The organism is Bradyrhizobium sp. UFLA06-06, assembly GCF_054820065.1.
In genome coordinates this window covers 196,376-213,832 of sequence record NZ_JADFUD010000002.1, presented here as the reverse complement: position 1 = coordinate 213,832, position 17,457 = coordinate 196,376, and the positions used below count along the sequence as shown (strand labels likewise).

Genomic DNA, 17,457 nt, shown 5'->3' with positions numbered 1-17,457 from the left:
CTTGCGCCGAATTACTTGACGGCCTCGACCAGTGCCATGCCTTCGCCCTGCCAGTGGCCGACCCCCAATACGACAATCTGGGTTGGCGCTTCGGTCTTTTCAACCTCCAGCCCGGTCGGGTCGTTGGCCGGATAGAGCGCGCCGCGCGAGATCGACAGCGCGGCCAGCGCGAGCCCGAGCGGGAACTGCGCCTCCATGGTGTGGCCAAAGGTCGTTCCGGTGGCGCGGACGGCAAAGCCGGCATGCTGGCTGAGGAATGCGCGCTCTTCGGCGGTCGCAGGCTCGGCGCCGGTCGCACCCGTGATCAGGATACCGCTGTCGCCGCTGACGCCGAGTTGCGGCCACAATGCTTGCAGCGATTTCGTCACGGCGCCCGGCTCCTTGCGTCGGGCAAGGTCGGCGACCACCTTGGTCAGCTTGGCGTACGGCTTTGCGCCGCGGGCCTCGGCATGTTCGCGCGATTCCATCACGAGGAAGGCGCCGGCGGAGCCAATGGCAAAGCCCGGGTTGTTCCTGCGGGCCCAGACCGAGCTATGCTGGTCCTTGAGGGCGAGATCGCCGAATGCATAAAGCATCAAGAGGTCGCCGCGATCGCCGTTATGAGCGGCACCGACCAAGGCGATGTCACTCTGGCCGGCTCCAATGCGCGCGACCGCGATCCGTGCCGCGTCGATGCTCGAGGCTTCCTCGCCCATGAAGGTGCGGGAGGTCCCGCACACGCCGTGAACGATCGCGATGTTGCCGGCGAGCAGGTTGGAGAGCTGCGCCAGGAACAGCGTCGGGCGCAGCTCGTTCATCAGCTTCTCGTTGAGCAGGGCGGGCGGCAGCTTGCCCTGCGCATCGGCGTTCATGATCGCCAGGTCGACATTGAGGTCACGCTCGCCGCCACCGGCTGCGATGATCATGTCCATCCGCGACAGGATTTCCTGATTGCCTTTGACGCCAGCGGAATCGAGCGCCAGCCCGGCGGCATAGGTACCGATCCGCTGCCACGTCTCCATCTGACGCTGATCGCCCTTCTTCGGGATCTGGGCGTCGAAGCTGACGGGGGCGATCGGATGGATCACGTATGGCGCGAGCCGCTTCTCGTCGGCATTGACGCGCCGGGCGCCGAGCGCCTCCCAATGCGCATCCAGCCCTTCGCCAAGCGAGGAGAGCAGGCCTACGCCGGTGATCCAGACTTCCTTCTCAGCCATGACTCATTGCCTGCTGCGGAAACCCGATCTTGGTGGCCATGGCATCCATGTGCACGCGCAAGTCCGGGCTGGGGAAGGGGATGTGACGGAAGGTCAGCTCGGCATTGCACTTGAGCTCCTTGCCGACGCGAACCTTCGCCGAGGTCACGGCGAAGCCTGAACCTTCGTGCTCGATCTTGGCCTCGATGGTCAGGAGCGAACCGGGGCTGACGAAGCCGCGCATCTTGGCTTCCTTGACCATGGCGAGGAAGGGCATGCGCTCGAACTTGGTCAGACCGAGGATCAGCCAGCCTGAGCTCTGGGCCATTGCTTCGGTCAGCAGCACGCCGGGCATGATCGGATAGCCCGGGAAGTGCCCCGCGAACACCGAATGGCTGTCGGGCGGGACATCCGCCTCGACGACAATGGTCCTTGCGTCGAGGTTGAGGTCGACGATCCGATCGATCAGCTGAAAGATCTCGAGCTGCATGATGGGCGATTACGAGCCCGTGCCCGTGCCCGCGTTCTTGGCTGCAACCAGCTCGTCGATGCGGTCGGCGAGATTCTTCAACACGAAATACTGCTCCGTCGTGGCCTTGCCGTCGTTGACCTCCTGGGTCCACTTTTCGAGCGGCATCTTGATCCCAAAGGCCTTGTCGATGGCAAACGCGATGTCGAGGAAGTCGAGGCTGTCGATCCCCAGATCGTCGATCGCGTGGCTCTCCGGCTTGATCGTGTCGCGCGGGATGTCGCAGGTCTCCGCGATAATGTTGGCGATCTGCTCGAATGTGGAGGACATCATTAAGCCTTTGATATATTGAAGGTAATTCCGGGTCGGCTCAGAGGAGGCGGGCGCGTTGCCCCGGAATGCCCGATTGCTGGTGCCGGAGTCGTGTGCCCGTATATCGGAGCAGGGCCGTTAGTTCAATGGAGCTTGGCCGGCCTCGCAAGGACGGTTTTTGGGTAGGGTTCCGGCCAGCCTAGCTGCGCGGCATCACCGTAATCTTCGCGCAATCCCGGCGGCCCATCAGCACGCAATCCTGGGTCTTGCGCAAATCGGCGATGCTCATGGCAAGCCAGATGCCGATCGCGGTGAGCGCCACCGTGAAGGCGAAGGCGGCGATGTTGGCGAGCATGCGCTGGCGGAAATCGTCCGGCTCCTCGCGCGGCTTCTCATAGCGAGAGAGATCGTTGGCAACGGAAGCCGGGCGAGTCGATCGGAGCGGCTCCTCGCGCTTGCCGGGCGGCTGCGCCGAGGTACGCGGCCGGAATTTGAGCACCACGTGCTCCGCATCCGAGGAAATTGGCCGCTGCGTCTTCACTGTTGTCAGTCCGGTCGCGTCGCCGGTTATGTTTAGCATGTTCGCTGCACTTCACACCTAAAATCTTGGTGCGCGCAGAGGTGGTATTCATGCTTCGATCACCTCCAGGAACTGGCTTGCCGTCGAGGTGACTGCTGCGGTGCGCGGGATGCTCGGCATTGCGATGACGAGGCCGATGTCGACACACGCGTTCGACCTTCGCGCACGCACAGTTTGCGCTGCAACGCCGTCATTGAGGTTGAGGCTGCGCGCCCCGGCATTGGCATCCTACGCATTGACGGCCGGGGGCATCGACAGCCCCGAGGCCGGACCATCCGGCCGTCGGCCCCACCGCTTCGTGAAGCCATTCCGGCACACCGGACTCTTTCACCCGCCTGCGGGCTCATGACATAGTGGAACCCGTTCCGGAGTGCCGGTCAAAAGGGAGCATAAATCATGGCCCACACGCGCGAGCCTTACGTCAAACCGGTCCCGATCATGTCGCTGCGGCCGACCCAGATGACGGTCGGCATGCAGGAGGTGACGGAGAAGCGGAAGCGCTGGCGCGAGCACAAGTCGGACAAGAAGCGCGCCGAACTGCTGGGCAAGCACATGATCCCGGTCGTCCATGGTCCCGACGATCGCTACTACGTGGTCGATCACCATCACATGGCGCGGGCGCTGCACGAGGAGGGCGTCAAGGACATCCTGGTCACGGTAATCGGCGATCTCACGATGGTCGAGCGTGACGTGTTCTGGGGCGTGATGGACAACAAGCGCTGGGTCTATCCCTACGATTCCAAGGGCGAGCGCCGCCACTTCAAGGACATTCCGAAATCGATCAAGGATCTCAGGGACGATCCTTTCCGCAGCCTCGCCGGCGAGATGCGCCGGGCGGGCGGTTTCGCCAAGGACACGACGCCGTTCAGCGAATTCCTGTGGGCCGATTTCCTGCGCCGCCACATCCCGCGCAAGACGGTGGAGAACAATTTCGCCAAGGCGCTGGAGAAGGGACTGGCGCTCGGTCGCAGCAAGGACGCGGTCTATTTGCCCGGCTGGTGCGGGCCGGCATCCGACGACTGATCTGCCGCGGCCTCCGGCCTGTGCTGATCCTCCTTGCCACCGAGCGCGTGGTGCAGCCACCGCTCGGTCCGCTTGCCGAAGGTCAACAGCAGGAACGCCAGCGCGACGGCGGTGACGACGATCGGCCAATGTCCGGCGCCGCAGACGATGCCGACGCAAGCGGCGAAGAATGCGCATGCGGCGCTGGTCAGGCCGCGGACCTGGAAGCGGTCGCCCTGCCGCACGATCACGCCGGCGCCGAGAAATCCGATGCCGGTCAGCACGCCCTGGATCACGCGGCTCACCGCGTCGGTGAACTTGCCGGGCTCGACGGCCTGCAATGCCAACAGCACGACCATGGCCGTCGAAAGGCTGACGAGACCCAGCGTCTTCAGGCCGATCGGCTTGCCGCGCAGGTCGCGGTCGAGCCCGATCGCGCAGCCGGCAAGGGTGGCCGCGCCGAGACGCAGGATGATCTCGCTCCAGTCCGCCAAGGCGTCCTCTATTTCGGCTGCCGGCCGAGCATGTAGAACTCGCCGTTCGGCCGCATGCCGGTGACGTTGGCGAGCCGGTTCGACAGCGCGAAGAACGCCGCAACCGCCGCGATGTCCCAGACGTCGTCGTCGCTGAAGCCGTGGGCGGCAAGCGCGGCGAAGTCCGCCTCCGAGACTTCCTCGGCCGCGCGGCTCACCTTCATGGCGAAGTCGAGCATCGCGCGCTGCCGTGGCGTGATATCGGCCTTGCGGTAGTTGACCGCGATCTGGTCGGCGATCTCGGGATTCTTGGCGCGGATGCGCAGGATCGCGCCGTGGGCGATCACGCAATACTGGCACTGATTGGCGGCGCTGGTCGCCACCACGATCATCTCGCGCTCGGCCTTCGAGAGGCCGGAGTCCTTTTCCATCAGCGCGTCGTGATAGGCGAAGAAGGCGCGAAACTCGTCCGGGCGGTAGGCCAAGGTGAGGAAGACGTTCGGCACGAAGCCGGATTTCTCCTGCACGGTCAGGATGCGGGCGCGAATGTCCTGGGGGAGCTTGTCGAGAGCGGGCGTCGGGAAGCGTTTTGCGGTCGGCTGCGTCATGAGATGGTTCCGGCGTGCCGCCTGGATGCGGCGTCACGCGAGACCATAGTGGATGACGCCTCGGGCGCAAGGCGCATCGGCACCCTGCGGCACTGACGTCAGCGCAGCGGCTTCTTCAGCAGCGAGAAACGGTCCGGATCGAGGCCGAGCGAGGGCTGCAGCATCGGCGCCTCGGCCGGCGCCATGGTGCGCGCCGGCGCCGGAGAGTTGAAGTTGGCGTCGCCGCTCGGGCTGTCGCGATGCGAGGTGGCGCCGCGCCAGCGCTCCAGCACGGCGCTGACGAAATGCATGTCATGGCCGGCGGCGACCGACGGCACCGTGGCGATGGTGGCCTCGCCGCGCGGCAGCTGGTGCGGCGGCACCTCCTTGAAGCGCAGCCGGGTCGGCAGCGCCACGCCTTCGCCGAACGCCAGCACCTCGCGGGTGCCGAGCGAGGGCACGAAGGACAGCAGGTTGGCAGCGGCGTCCGAGACGGCGGAGCGCAGCAGCGCCTGGTCGCGGTCGTTGGCGAGGCGCATCGTGAACAGCGTGTTGCACTGGGAGATGATGGTCGCGTCGAGCTCGGCCGGACGCTGGGTGATCAGACCGAGATAGACGCCGTATTTGCGGCCTTCCTTGGCAATGCGCGACACCGCCTTGCGGGTCGGCCCGAAGCCGATATTGCGGTCGGCGGACGCGTAGCGGTGCGCTTCCTCGCAGACGAACAGCATCGGCGAGACGCCGTCGCTCCACAGCCCGAAATCGAACGCCATGCGGCACAGCACCGACACCACGGAATCGACGACTTCGGCGGGGAAGCCGGCGAGCTGCATGATGGTCATCGGCTTGCCGTTGGCCGGCAGGCGGAACAGATGGCTGATCACCTCGGCCATGGTATCGCCGCCGACATTGGCATTGTCGAACATGAAGGCGTAGCGCGGATCGTTGCGCACCGCGTCGATGCGCGAGATCAGTTTGTGATAGATGATGCGCGAGGAGCGGTTCTCCAGCTTGCCCATGCGCTCGTCGATCAGCGAGATCAGGTCGACGAGGCGATAGGGCACCGGCGTATCGACGGTGTAGCCGACCTGCTTGGGGTCGATGCGCTTCAGCCCGAGACCGACCCGGTCGGAGTTCTGGTACTGGGTGTAGATGCCCTTCGCCATCGGAATCACTTCGGCGAGGATGTCGAGCTCCTCGGGCACGCCGGGCCGGCCGCCGAACAGCACGTCGACGATCTCTTCGAAGTTGAACAGCCAGAACGGCAGCTTCAGGTTTCGCGGGTTGAGCACCTGCGCGCGCTCGCCGAAGCAGCGGCCATATTCGTTGTGCACGTCGAGCAGGAAGATGCGCAGGTTCGGCCGCGACTTCAGGATCTCGTTGAGCAGCAGCGACACGCCGGTGGATTTGCCGACGCCGGTCGAGCCGAGCACCGCGAAGTGCTTGGAGAGCATCTCCTCGACGTCGACATAGGCGATCACAGAACGATCCTGCTGCAGCGTGCCGACATTGATCTGATCCGAGCCGCTCGGCGCATAGACCGTGCGCAGCTCCTGGTTCGTGATCAGATCGGTGCTGTCGCCGATGGTCGGATAATGGGTGACGCCGCGCTGGAATTTCGGGCGGTCGCCGCCCAGGATCTCGCCGAGCAGGTCGACCGAGGCGGTCGCCATGTATTCGTCGGATGCCGGCAGGTTCTCGCACGTCACTTCGGTGATCATGGCGACGATGACCGAACTCGCGCAGCGGATACTGACGAACCGGCCGACCGTTGCTCGCATCTCTGAAAGTTGCATCTGGCCGCCCGCCAGCAGCCCAACCCGGGCCTGCGAGCCGCGCACAGAGATCACACGTCCGAAGGGTGTCACAGTTCCAGCCTGGCTCGTTCTCAAAATCTAAATGTCCGGACCAATATGCCCGCCCGGGATTGGAAAAACCGTTAAATCGCCGGGGTTCTGCATCGGCTAAATCTACACCTTCCCGGTGACGATTTGTTTCTATCGTGCCGCGAGATGACGCCCCGTCATGTGCATCGGCGGCGGATTCGTCGCTTTCCGGCACAGCCGCGTTTGTTTCCCGGTTTTTCCGTTAACGCGGGATTCACCATCTCCGAGGAGTGCATCGGCAGCTCCGTAGGTTTGCGGGGAATTGGGCTCGATTTGTCATGCGCTGTGGCCCGGTATCGCGTAACCGATTGCTAACTGCGAGTTGTAACGACCTTTCCATTTGTGCTGCGTAACGATGCCGCGCCCGGGAGAGATCAGCGTGCGCATCGAACATCGCAATTCAGGAAATGCCGATGCTGGCTCGACCAAGGGGCTGGCGTTCTGTGCCGGCCTGTTGGTCGGCAGCCTGCTCGGAAGCGCCACCGCGCAATGGAGCGAGCGCGAAGGCCTGCTGATGGCGGCATTCGCGATCATGGCCGTGATCGTCTTCCTGTTGCTCAAGCGGCACGAAATCTCCGACGAGCGGCTCGCCACCGAACGTCGCAATCTCATGACCGCCGTGAACAACATTCCGCAGGGCCTCGTGCTCTACGACGCGTCGGCGCGCATCATCATCTGCAACCGTCCCTACATCGAGATGTTCGGGCTTTCGCCCGACGTCGCCAAGCCCGGCTGCACCATGCACCGGCTGATCGCGCACAGGCAGGAGACCGGCTCGTTCGACGGCGATGTCGACGACTTCTGCGACGCCATCATGGGCAACGTGAAGCTTGGCCGCGCCACGCGTCAGCTGACGCAGGCGCCGGGCGGGCGCGCGATCGAGATCGTCAACAAGCCGCTGCCGGAAGGCGGCTGGGTGGCGACCATCCAGGATATCACGGAGCGCACGCGCACCGAGAACAGGATCGCCCACATGGCGCACTATGATGCGCTGACCGACCTGCCGAACCGCGTGCTGTTCCGCGAGCGCCTGGAGCGGGCGCTGAAGGCGATCCGGCCGGATCAGCAGCTCGCGGTCATGTATATCGACATCGACGAGTTCAAGGCCGTCAACGACGCGCTCGGCCATCAGATCGGCGACGAATTGCTCAGGGCGATCGCCGACCGCCTGCGCACCTGCGTTGGGGACACCGACGTCGCGGCGCGGCTCGGCGGTGACGAGTTTGCCGTGATCCAGACCGTCGTCCGCGATCAGACCGAGACCATGCAGCTCCTTGCTGCGATCTATCAGGCGATCCGCCGGCCGATCGAGTGCAGCGGGCATTTGATCACCACCGACGCCAGCATCGGCATCGCCGTTGCGCCCGCCGACGGCCTCGACATCGATCAATTGCTGCGCAATGCCGACCTCGCGCTCTACGGAGCCAAGAGCGACGGCCGCCGCACCTACCGGTTCTTCGAGACCGGCATGGACGCACGTGCCAAGGCGCGGCGCAGCCTCGAGCTCGAGCTGCGCCAGGCGATCGCCGACGGCAGCTTCGAGCTGCATTATCAGCCGCTGCTCCATCTCGAGGAGGGCCAGGTCAGTTGCTGCGAGGCGCTGGTGCGCTGGCGTCATCCGGAACGCGGCACCATCTCGCCGGCGGATTTCATCCCGATCGCCGAGGACACCGGCCTGATCAACGATCTCGGTCACTGGGTGCTCAACACCGCGTGCCGCGAGGCGATGAACTGGCCGGAGCATGTTCATGTCGCGGTCAACGTGTCTCCGATCCAGTTCAAGAGCCAGACACTGGCACTCAACGTCGCCGCCGCGCTCGCCGCGACAGGTCTTGCACCTTCGCGACTTGAGCTCGAGATCACCGAGGCGGTGCTGATCCGCGACGACGAGGCTGCGCTCGATATCCTGCATCAGCTGCGCGAACTCGGCGTCCGTATCGCGCTCGACGATTTCGGCACCGGCTATTCCTCGCTGAGCTACCTGCAGCGCTTCCCGTTCGACAAGATCAAGATCGATCGCGCCTTCATCAAGGATCTCGCCGGGACCGGCGCGTCGTCCACGATCGTCCAGGCCGTCGTCAACATCGCCGCTGCCAGCGACATGACCACGACCGCGGAGGGCGTCGAGACCGAGCAGCAGCGCAACCTGCTGCGCATCCTCGGCTGCACCGAGATGCAGGGCTATCTGTTCAGCCGGCCGGTGTCATCGGCTGAAATCCGCAAGCTGCTCTCGTCGCATCGCGAGACCGCCGTCTCGGTCGCCTGACCGCCTGCCTCGACCGCTTTCACGAGGTGATTCCGGCGACGGAATGCCGTGCGAGCGCAATTGCCGTTGCCAGTAATTTTGTTGACGGGACCTAATCATTTGTACACTAGTACAAATCGACGCGCCGCTCACCTGTCCAACCGCAAGTCGTCGATCCGGCGTCGTCGCGGAGGGAGACCGCCCATGCAGCCGGAACCGATCTTCGATCTCGCGCATCTCGGGCACATGGAGCTTTTGACGCCGAAGCCGGACGAGAGCCTGAAATTCTTCGTCGACGTCATGGGCATGACCGTCAGCGGCCGCAAGGGCGAGTCGGTATATCTGCGCGGCTGGGACGATTACGAGCGCTATTCGCTGAAGCTGACGGCCTCGAAGACTTCAGGGATGGAGCACATGGCGCTGCGGGCGCGCAGCCCGCAGGCGCTCGAACGTCGCGTCGCCGCGCTGAAGGGCTCGGGCTTCGATATCGGCTGGATCGACGATGACATGGGGCAGGGGCCGGCATTCCGCTGCCGCGATCCCGATGGCCATGTCATCGAGCTCTATTACGAGACCGAGTGGTACGAGGCGCCGTCCGAGCTGAAGCCCGCGCTGAAAAATCAGGCGCAGCGCTTTCCGGCGCGCGGCGTCAATGTCCGCCGGCTCGACCATCTCAATTGCCTCGCGGTCGACATCAAGGCCAACCGTCTGTTCTTCGAAGACTACCTCGGCTGCCGCACCACCGAGCAGATCGTGCTCAACGACGGCACGGAAGCCGCGATGTGGATGACGATGTCGAACAAGAGCTACGACTTCGCCTATACGCGCGACCATTACGGCAAGCGCGGCCGGTTTCACCATGTCACCTACGCGCTCGACAGCCGTGAGGAGATCCTGCGGGCCGCGGATATTTTTCTCGAGCACGGGGTGCATATCGAGACCGGGCCGCACAAGCACGCGATCCAGCAGACCTTCTTCCTCTATGTCTATGAACCCGGCGGCAACCGCGTCGAGGTCGCCAACGCCGGCGCACGTCTGATCCTTGCGCCGGACTGGAAGCCGATCGTGTGGACCGAGGAAGAGCGCAAGAGGGGACAGGCGTGGGGGTTGAAGACGATCGAGTCGTTCCACACCCACGGTACGCCACCCGTGATCGACTAGATGCCGGATCGCCACACGAAAGCCGCCCGAGCGCGTCGATACGCCGCCGCGAACACGCGCGCTCGCTGACGACAACACCGACGCGCAGCCGATATGATCCGGCTCGCGAGGACGGACGCTGCGCAGCGCTGCGCGCGAGACGTGAACGGGTGAGAACGAGCACAAAGGCTGGCAAGACGCCAAAGACGTCGGCGAAGGGTGCGAAAAAGAGCGCCGTGAAGCGTGACACTGCAAAGCCGCGTCTGCTCGCAGGCGGCAATCCGCAGATCGCCAAGGGATATGGTGACGCTCCGGTGCAAGCCTATATCGCCGCGATGCCGGGGTGGAAGCGCGACGTCGGACGCAAGCTTGACGCGCTCATCGTGCGTACCGTCCCCGGCGTGCAGAAGGCGGTGAAGTGGAACTCGCCGCTCTACGGCATGGAAGGGGAAGGCTGGTTCCTCGGCATCCATGTCTTCACGCGCTACGTCAAGGTGGCGTTCTTTCGCGGCGCGTCGCTGCATCCGGTGCCGCCGGGCGAGTCCAGGCAGCAGCACACGCGCTATCTCGACATTCACGAGAACGACGAGCTCGACGAAGCCCAGCTCACCGCGTGGGTGAAGCAAGCCAGTCTATTGCCCGGCGAACGGATGTGAACGCAAGCAAAGACTGTCGAACAACGGCCATCACGCGCTGTCGATGCAGCTCTGCGCGATGAAGCATTGCCTCGCCTCAGCTGTTTGGTGTTAGGCTGCACCAGAGCACGATGAATCGTCATCGCGCTTTAGATTGTTGTCCTGGCATGATCTCTTCGGAAAACCGCTTCGCACTTTTCCGGATCATGCCCCGGTAACGTCAGAGGAAAACGTCGATGATCGAACACACGACGGACAAGCGCGTGCGAGAGGCGTCTCGCAGGCGATTCCTTCAGGCCGGTGCAGCACTGGCCGGTGGCACCGCGATATCGGGAGTTGCCGGTTCTACCGCGCTTGCCGAACAGGGGAATAATCTTCCGCCCAATGTGCCGGAATGGATGAAAGCGCCCGGTGACCCGATGGGTAGCCAGCCCTATGGCACGCCGTCGGCTCACGAGAAGGCCGTCGTCAAGAACATCTCGAAGACACTGCCGCAGTATATTTCCGCTTCGGGCCGCACGCCGTTGCAGGAGCTCGACGGCATCATCACGCCGAACGGTTTGTTCTACGAACGCCACCACGGCGGCGTGCCGACCATCGACCCGGCCGAGCACCGGCTGGTGCTGCATGGCATGGTCGATCGCCCGCTGGTGTTCACGATGGAGGACATCCGCCGCTTTCCGTCGCAGTCGCGCATCCACTTCCTCGAGTGCTCCGGCAATCCGGTCTACACCAAGCCCTACGGCAAGACGGCCTCCGACCTCGTCGGCCTCCTGAGCTGCGCGGAATGGACCGGCGTGCCGCTCAAGACGGTGCTGGACGAGGCGGGCCTGCAGGCGGGTGCCAAATGGATCGTGGCCGAAGGCGCCGACGCCGCTGCGTTGACGCGCTCGATCCCGATCGAGAAATGCCTCGACGACGCCATGCTGGTCTACAGCCAGAATGGCGAGCGGCTGCGCCCGCAGCAGGGCTATCCGCTACGCCTGTTGCTGCCCGGCTTCGAGGGCAACATGAATGTGAAGTGGCTGCGCCGGCTCAAGGTCGTCGCCGAGCCGGCCTATTCGCGCGAGGAGACCTCGAAATACACCGACCCGATGCCCGACGGCACGTCGCGCGAATTCACCTTCTATATGGAAGCCAAGTCGATCATCACGCGGCCGTCCGGCGGGCAGAAGCTGACGACGCAGGGCTTTCACGAGATTACCGGCATCGCCTGGAGCGGTCACGGCAAGGTCAAGAGCGTCGAGGTCTCGCTCGACGAGGGCAAAAGCTGGCAGCAGGCCGAATTGCAGGAGCCGGTGTTGACGCGCGCGCTCACGCGCTTCCGCTTGCCCTGGCATTGGGACGGCAAGCCCGCCGTGATTCAGAGCCGTGCCATCGACGAGACCGGCTACGTCCAGCCGACGCTGGCGGAATTGGTCAAGGTGCGCGGTCTCAACTCGTTCTACCACAACAACGCGATCTGGCCCTGGCGCATCGATGCGAATGGTGAGGTGACCAATGGCCAGGCGTGAGCTCAAGGCGGCGTTCCTTGCGAGTATGGTCGCGATGCTCGCCACTGCCGGGCAGGCCGAGGATCGCTTTGGCATCGGGCGTGCGGCAACGCCTGCCGAGATCGCCGGCTGGAACATCGATATCGGCCGTGACGGCTCCAACCTGCCGCCGGGCAGCGGCAGCGTCGAGCGCGGCCGCACGGTGTTCAGCGAGCAATGCGCGGCGTGCCATGGCGACAGCGGGCAGGGCGGCGTCGGCGACCGCCTGGTCGGCGGACAGGGCACGCTGGCGAGTCCCAAACCGATCCGCACCGTCGGCAGCTATTGGCCCTATGCGCCGACGCTGTTCGACTACATCCGCCGCGCGATGCCGCAGAACGCGCCGCAGTCGCTGAGCAATGAGGACGTCTACGCGGTGTCCGCCTACATCCTCAGCCTGAACGGCATCGTGCCGGCCAATGCGGTGCTCGACGCCAGGTCGCTCGCCACGATCAAGATGCCGAACCGCGACGGGTTCGTCTCCGACCCGCGGCCGGACGTGCATAACCATTGAGCGGCGGGCCACGGCCGGCTTGCTCGCAGCATCGTGAGGCCGTGGCCCCTGTGCCCGGAGGATTGCCGTCCCTATCTCCGCTTGGGGGCGGCTCGGCCGTCATCCGGCACACGTTTATTGATCGATAGGAGAGGCCGCATGACCAGGTCATGGGCAGTCGCAGCCGCCATGCTGCTCGTGGGAATGACGTTCACGCCGGTCGCGGCCCAGATGTCGGAGCCGGCATATTTCGACGCGCAAAATCCCGGGCGCAGCGCGATCAACGGCGGCGCCCTGACGCCATGGGGTGAGGCCCAGGAGGCCGCGCAGCGCGGGCGCAATCCGGCGAACGCCTACGGTGCCATGTCCGCGGCGGAGCCATCTTCCGCCTGCGCGCGTTACCGTTCATTCGATCCGGCGTCCGGCACCTTCCTTGGCCGCGACGGCCGCCGCCATCCCTGCCGATAAGGCCCTGCACCGCGCTTGGCGGTGGATAACGGCGCCGGCATTCGCCCGGCGCGCGAACGACTGGACGTTAGCCGCGTTATAGTCTGCCGATCGTGTTGGGTCCCGCCGGACCCGAGCGGCGGAGGACACCCGGCGTGACAGACGCTCTGGCCGGTTTCTGGGACCGAAAGTCGACCTCGGACCTGTTGCGGGAGGCGGCGCGGGCCGACGGCGACGCGGAGACGCCGGTCTTCAGGCGGTCGCTGTCGGCGTTGCAACTGGTCACGCTCGGCATCGGCGGCATCATCGGCGCCGGCATCTTCGTGCTGACGGGCCACGCGGCCGCCGCCAATGCCGGTCCCGCGGTCACGCTCTCCTTCATGATTGGTGCGGTGGCCTGCGCCTTCGCCGGCCTGTGCTACGCCGAGATGTCGTCGACGGTGCCGATCTGCGGCAGCGCCTACACCTATGCCTATGCCACGCTCGGCGAACTGATCGCCTGGATCATCGGCTGGGACCTGATCCTCGAATACGCGGTCGGCGCGATCGCGGTCTCGGTCGGGTGGTCCGGCTATTTCGTCAGTCTGATGCGCGATTTCGGCGTCAACCTGCCGCAGCAATTCACCTCGGCGCCGCTCGCCTACGACGTCAACACCGGCGCATGGTCGTCGACCGGTGCGGTCATCAACATCCCGGCGATGGCGATCATCGCCTTCGTGACCACGCTGCTGGTGGTCGGCATTCGCGAGTCCGCGCGCTTCACCAGCTTCGTCGTTGTGGTCAAGCTCGTCGTGATCGCGCTGTTTCTCGCCACCGCGGCTTCCTCGGTGACGCTGGCGAACTGGGTGACGGCGAGCAACCCGGAGGGCGCGCTGATCCCGCCGAATGCTGGTCCTGGCGTGTTCGGCTGGTCCGGCGTGGTCCGCGGCGCGGCGGTGGTGTTCTTCGCCTATATCGGCTTCGATGCGATCTCGACCGCGGCGCAGGAGGCGAAGACGCCGGAGCGCGACATGCCGATCGGTATTCTCGGCTCGCTCATGATCTGCGCCGCGCTCTATGTCGCGGTCGGATTCGTGCTGACCGGCATCGTGCCCTATGACCGGCTCAGCGTGCCCGATCCGATCGCCGTCGGCATCGATGCGGTCGGCATCGGCGGGCTCGGTCCGTTCATCAAGCTCGGCATCCTGTTCGGATTGACATCGGTGATCCTCATCATGCTGCTGGCGCAACCGCGGATCTTTCGCGCCATGGCGCATGACGGATTGCTGCCGGGCTTTGCCGCCAAAATCCACCCGCGCTTCCAGACACCCTATGTCTCGACCATCTTCGCCGGCACCATCGCCGCTGTTCTCGGCGGGCTGTTGCCGATCGGGCTGGTCGGCGAATTGGTCTCGATCGGCACGCTGTTCGCATTCACGGTGGTCTCGATCGGCACGCTGGTGCTGCGCGTGCGCGATCCGGAATTGCCGCGTCCGTTCAAGGCGCCGGCGATCTGGCTGGTGGCCCCGGCTGCCGCTGCAACCTCGCTGTTCCTGATGTTCGGCCTGCCGCTCGACACCTGGATCAGGCTCGCGGTGTGGCTACTGATCGGGCTTGTGATCTATGCGGCCTATGGCAGACGGCATAGCCGGCTGCGGGCGAGCGGTGGAGACCGCGCGGGCCTATAGTGCGCGCGCGTGCGGCCTGCTAGATGTACGCGTTGAGATAGCGCTGCAAGCCGCGACAGTCGGCGCAGGTCCCGGGAGGCTTCATGAAAAATCCAAATGCATGCGCGCGATGGATGGTCGCCGCGCTCGTCTCGGTCGGCATCGTGTCGGCAGCTCCCGGCCATGCGGCGTCGGTTGCGCCGGTCGCGGCCGAGAACGGCATGGTGGTTTCCGCGCAACATCTTGCCACGCAGGTCGGCGTCGAGGTGTTGAAGCGGGGCGGCAATGCGGTCGATGCGGCGGTCGCCGTCGGTTATGCGCTTGCAGTGGCCTATCCCGCCGCCGGCAATCTCGGTGGAGGCGGATTCATGACCATCCAGTTCGCCGACGGCCGCAAGACCTTCCTGGATTTCCGGGAGACCGCGCCGAAGGGCGCCACCGCCGACATGTATCTCGACAAGGAAGGCAAGATTGTCGCCGGCCTCTCCACCAAGGGCCATCTCGCCGTCGGCGTGCCCGGTTCGGTCGCGGGCATGGAATATGCGCGCGAGAAGTACGGCACCATGAAGCGCGCCGACGTGATCGCGCCGGCGCTGCAACTCGCAGAGGACGGTTTCGTGCTCGACCGCGGCGACATTCAGATGTTGGATTCTGCGGTCGACGATCTTCGCCAGGATCCGCCCTCGGCCGCGATCTTTCTCAACAACGGCAAGCCGTTCCAGGTCGGCGAACGGCTGGTGCAACACGAACTTGCCGAGACGCTGCGCGAGATCAGCAAGCGCGGCACGGACGGCTTCTACAAGGGCTGGGTCGGTGCGGCGATCGTCGCCGCGAGCCAGGCCGGCAAGGGCCTGCTGACGCAGGAGGATCTGGACAACTACAGGGTTCGCGAGCTGGCGCCGGTCGAATGTGACTATCGCGGTTACCACGTGGTCTCGGCGCCGCCGCCTAGTTCGGGCGGTGTGGTGATCTGCGAGATGCTCAACATCCTCGAAGGCTATCCGCTGAAGGAGCTCGGCTACCATTCGGCGCAGGCGGTGCACTACCAGATCGAGGCGATGCGCCACGCCTATGTCGATCGCAACAGCTACCTCGGCGATCCGGACTTCGTGAAGAATCCGCTCGAGCGGCTGCTCGACAAGACCTACGCCGCGAAGATCCGTGCCGCGATCGACCCGGCAAAGGCCGGCGTCTCCAGGGACATCAGGCCCGGCGTTCCGCCGCATGAGGGCAGCAACACCACGCATTATTCGATCGCCGACAAGGACGGCAATGCGGTGTCGGTCACCTACACGCTGAACGACTGGTTCGGCGCCAAGGTGACGGCGGCCAAGACCGGCGTGCTGCTCAATGACGAGATGGACGACTTCACCGCCAAGGTCGGCGTGCCGAACCTGTATGGGCTGGTGCAGGGGGAGGCCAACGCGATCGTCCCCGGCAAGCGTCCGCTGTCCTCGATGAGCCCGACCATCGTCTCCAAGGACGGCAAGCCGGTCATCGTGATGGGCACCCCGGGCGGCAGCCGCATCATCACTGCCGTGCTGCTGACGATGATCAATGCCATCGACTACGGCATGAACGCGCAGGAAGCCGTGGACATGCCGCGCTTCCACCAGCAATGGCTGCCGGAGGCGACCAACCTCGAGGACTTCACGCTGTCGCCGGACACGCGGAAGATCCTGGAGGGCATGGGCCACAAATTCGGGCCGCCGCAGCCGGCCAATCACCTCGCGGTCATCATCATCGGGGCGCCATCGCTGGACGGCAAGCCGGTCGGCAACAACCGCTTCTATGGCGCGAACGATCCGCGCCGCAATTCGGGGCTCGCTGCGGGGTATTGAGCGTGACGCCCAACGACAACCCGTAGCCCGGATGAGCGAAGCGATATCCGGGTCTTGTTGAGCTCCCGCATGTCGCTCCGCTCATGCGGGCTACCGCTCCAATTGATCCGCGCTGCGGTCAGGCGACGGCGGTCGACCTGCCGTCGTCGTGCCCGCTGGTCAGCAGCAGGCGCCGGCGGATCGCGTCTTCGACCAGGGCCAGGGATTGTTTGGCTTCGCGCGCCTCGGCTTCGGCGGCCTGGGCCCGGAATTCGGCCGCATCGAGCTGCTCCTGTTGGGACTCGATGCGCCGTCGGGCTTCCTCAAGCGCCCGCGACGCATCCCTCAATTTGCGCTCGGTGGCGGCGATGATTTCGAGCTGCGCCTGTTCGGCGGCCTCGGCGCGGGCCTCGCCGGCGCGGGCCCTGTCCTCGATGCTGCGGAACAAATCCGCCGCCTGATAGACGAGGTCCAAGGCTTCTGTGCCCATCGCCGATGTGGGTGGTCTTGGAAATCCAAGGACATTCGGATCGGCCGTAAAAGGCCGTCTAAATCCGCGCAGTGCCATCCAAATCAGCCCGTCGCGAGTCGGTGTATGCCAACAACTTGCGGTAGTTATAGTTAACAAATCCTTAATGTGGCCGGCGCGCCGGCGCTGTCCACCGGTTTCTGATGTCGCAGCACCCAAATCGGCGGGCGGATAGGGGAATCGATCCGTCCGGCCCGCGCTTTTCTTTCGTAACGTGCTCTCCGCGCAAGCGTAGCGAGACCGCAGCGCTATCAGGCGCGGCGCGCGAATCGCGCAGCGCTGCAGCGGAGATCGATGCAGCCTCCACGGGCACCGCCAGTCGGCGAGGTCTGCCGATTTGGCTGCGGGTGCGAACCGGGCTCTATGGCATAAGTTTGACGCCTGGCTTGCTTTAATTCTCCGGTGTTGAATTGCAGGTCCATGGAGCGACCGATATACCGGGCGGCCTAAGTGGCACGCAGCGCGCTCAGAACGAGCGACGTATTC

General features: G+C 64.9%; 16 protein-coding genes and 1 pseudogene. 9 read left to right on the top strand and 8 right to left on the bottom strand.

The window, feature by feature from the left end:
- Nucleotides 1–11: 11 nt before the first annotated feature.
- The 4 genes from IF803_RS02825 to IF803_RS02810 form a co-directional block, all read right to left on the bottom strand.
- Nucleotides 12–1,196, bottom strand: coding sequence for a beta-ketoacyl-ACP synthase (locus IF803_RS02825; RefSeq protein ID WP_461191194.1), 1,185 nt, complete (start codon nt 1,194–1,196; stop codon nt 12–14).
- Complete coding sequence (locus tag IF803_RS02820; RefSeq protein ID WP_016848425.1) at nt 1,189–1,665, bottom strand: 3-hydroxyacyl-ACP dehydratase FabZ family protein; 477 nt, start codon at nt 1,663–1,665, stop codon at nt 1,189–1,191. The genes IF803_RS02825 and IF803_RS02820 overlap by 8 nt, the downstream gene beginning before the upstream one ends.
- Before the next feature lie 9 nt (nt 1,666–1,674).
- Nucleotides 1,675–1,974, bottom strand: a complete 300-nt coding sequence (locus tag IF803_RS02815; RefSeq protein ID WP_024582229.1) for an acyl carrier protein — start codon at nt 1,972–1,974, stop codon at nt 1,675–1,677.
- Nucleotides 1,975–2,155: 181 nt separating this feature from the next.
- Nucleotides 2,156–2,497, bottom strand: a complete 342-nt coding sequence (locus tag IF803_RS02810; protein WP_028334297.1) for a hypothetical protein — start codon at nt 2,495–2,497, stop codon at nt 2,156–2,158.
- Between the two features lie 435 nt (nt 2,498–2,932).
- Here IF803_RS02810 and IF803_RS02805 point away from each other — a divergent pair, with 435 nt between their 5' ends.
- Nucleotides 2,933–3,559 (top strand): ParB-like protein, encoded by a 627-nt coding sequence (locus IF803_RS02805; protein ID WP_028344600.1) that lies wholly within the window; start codon nt 2,933–2,935, stop codon nt 3,557–3,559.
- Here the strand turns inward: IF803_RS02805 and IF803_RS02800 are convergent.
- The 3 genes from IF803_RS02800 to IF803_RS02790 form a co-directional block, all read right to left on the bottom strand.
- Complete coding sequence (locus tag IF803_RS02800) at nt 3,520–4,032, bottom strand: MgtC/SapB family protein (protein WP_028344601.1); 513 nt, start codon at nt 4,030–4,032, stop codon at nt 3,520–3,522. The genes IF803_RS02805 and IF803_RS02800 overlap by 40 nt on opposite strands.
- A gap of 8 nt (nt 4,033–4,040) precedes the next feature.
- Nucleotides 4,041–4,619, bottom strand: a complete 579-nt coding sequence (locus IF803_RS02795; RefSeq protein ID WP_461191193.1) for a peroxidase-related enzyme — start codon at nt 4,617–4,619, stop codon at nt 4,041–4,043.
- A 98-nt stretch (nt 4,620–4,717) separates the two neighbouring features.
- A complete protein-coding gene (locus tag IF803_RS02790; protein ID WP_028344602.1) occupies nt 4,718–6,466 on the bottom strand; it encodes an ATP-binding protein in 1,749 nt (582 codons plus the stop codon).
- Between the two features lie 493 nt (nt 6,467–6,959).
- Between IF803_RS02790 and IF803_RS02785 the strand changes: the two are divergent.
- From IF803_RS02785 to ggt, 8 genes and pseudogenes are all read left to right on the top strand, one after another.
- Nucleotides 6,960–8,750, top strand: a pseudogene (locus tag IF803_RS02785) (putative bifunctional diguanylate cyclase/phosphodiesterase); the annotation flags it as partial.
- A 183-nt stretch (nt 8,751–8,933) separates the two neighbouring features.
- Nucleotides 8,934–9,890, top strand: coding sequence for a catechol 2,3-dioxygenase (locus IF803_RS02780; RefSeq protein WP_411779694.1), 957 nt, complete (start codon nt 8,934–8,936; stop codon nt 9,888–9,890).
- A 149-nt stretch (nt 9,891–10,039) separates the two neighbouring features.
- Nucleotides 10,040–10,525 (top strand): DUF1801 domain-containing protein, encoded by a 486-nt coding sequence (locus tag IF803_RS02775; protein WP_411779695.1) that lies wholly within the window; start codon nt 10,040–10,042, stop codon nt 10,523–10,525.
- A 215-nt stretch (nt 10,526–10,740) separates the two neighbouring features.
- Nucleotides 10,741–12,018 (top strand): sulfite dehydrogenase, encoded by a 1,278-nt coding sequence (gene soxC, locus IF803_RS02770; RefSeq protein WP_461191192.1) that lies wholly within the window; start codon nt 10,741–10,743, stop codon nt 12,016–12,018.
- Nucleotides 12,019–12,043: 25 nt separating this feature from the next.
- Nucleotides 12,044–12,550 (top strand): c-type cytochrome, encoded by a 507-nt coding sequence (locus tag IF803_RS02765; RefSeq protein ID WP_461191232.1) that lies wholly within the window; start codon nt 12,044–12,046, stop codon nt 12,548–12,550.
- Between the two features lie 138 nt (nt 12,551–12,688).
- Nucleotides 12,689–12,997, top strand: a complete 309-nt coding sequence (locus IF803_RS02760; RefSeq protein WP_461191191.1) for a BA14K family protein — start codon at nt 12,689–12,691, stop codon at nt 12,995–12,997.
- A gap of 134 nt (nt 12,998–13,131) precedes the next feature.
- The gene (locus IF803_RS02755; RefSeq protein ID WP_461191190.1) at nt 13,132–14,643 is read left to right on the top strand and encodes an amino acid permease; all 1,512 of its coding nucleotides are present in this window, start codon (nt 13,132–13,134) and stop codon (nt 14,641–14,643) included.
- An 83-nt stretch (nt 14,644–14,726) separates the two neighbouring features.
- Nucleotides 14,727–16,463, top strand: a complete 1,737-nt coding sequence (ggt, locus tag IF803_RS02750; RefSeq protein WP_461191189.1) for a gamma-glutamyltransferase — start codon at nt 14,727–14,729, stop codon at nt 16,461–16,463.
- Nucleotides 16,464–16,581: 118 nt separating this feature from the next.
- Here ggt and IF803_RS02745 read toward each other — a convergent pair whose 3' ends face one another.
- Nucleotides 16,582–16,917, bottom strand: coding sequence for a hypothetical protein (locus IF803_RS02745; protein WP_244435761.1), 336 nt, complete (start codon nt 16,915–16,917; stop codon nt 16,582–16,584).
- Nucleotides 16,918–17,457 lie beyond the last annotated feature (540 nt).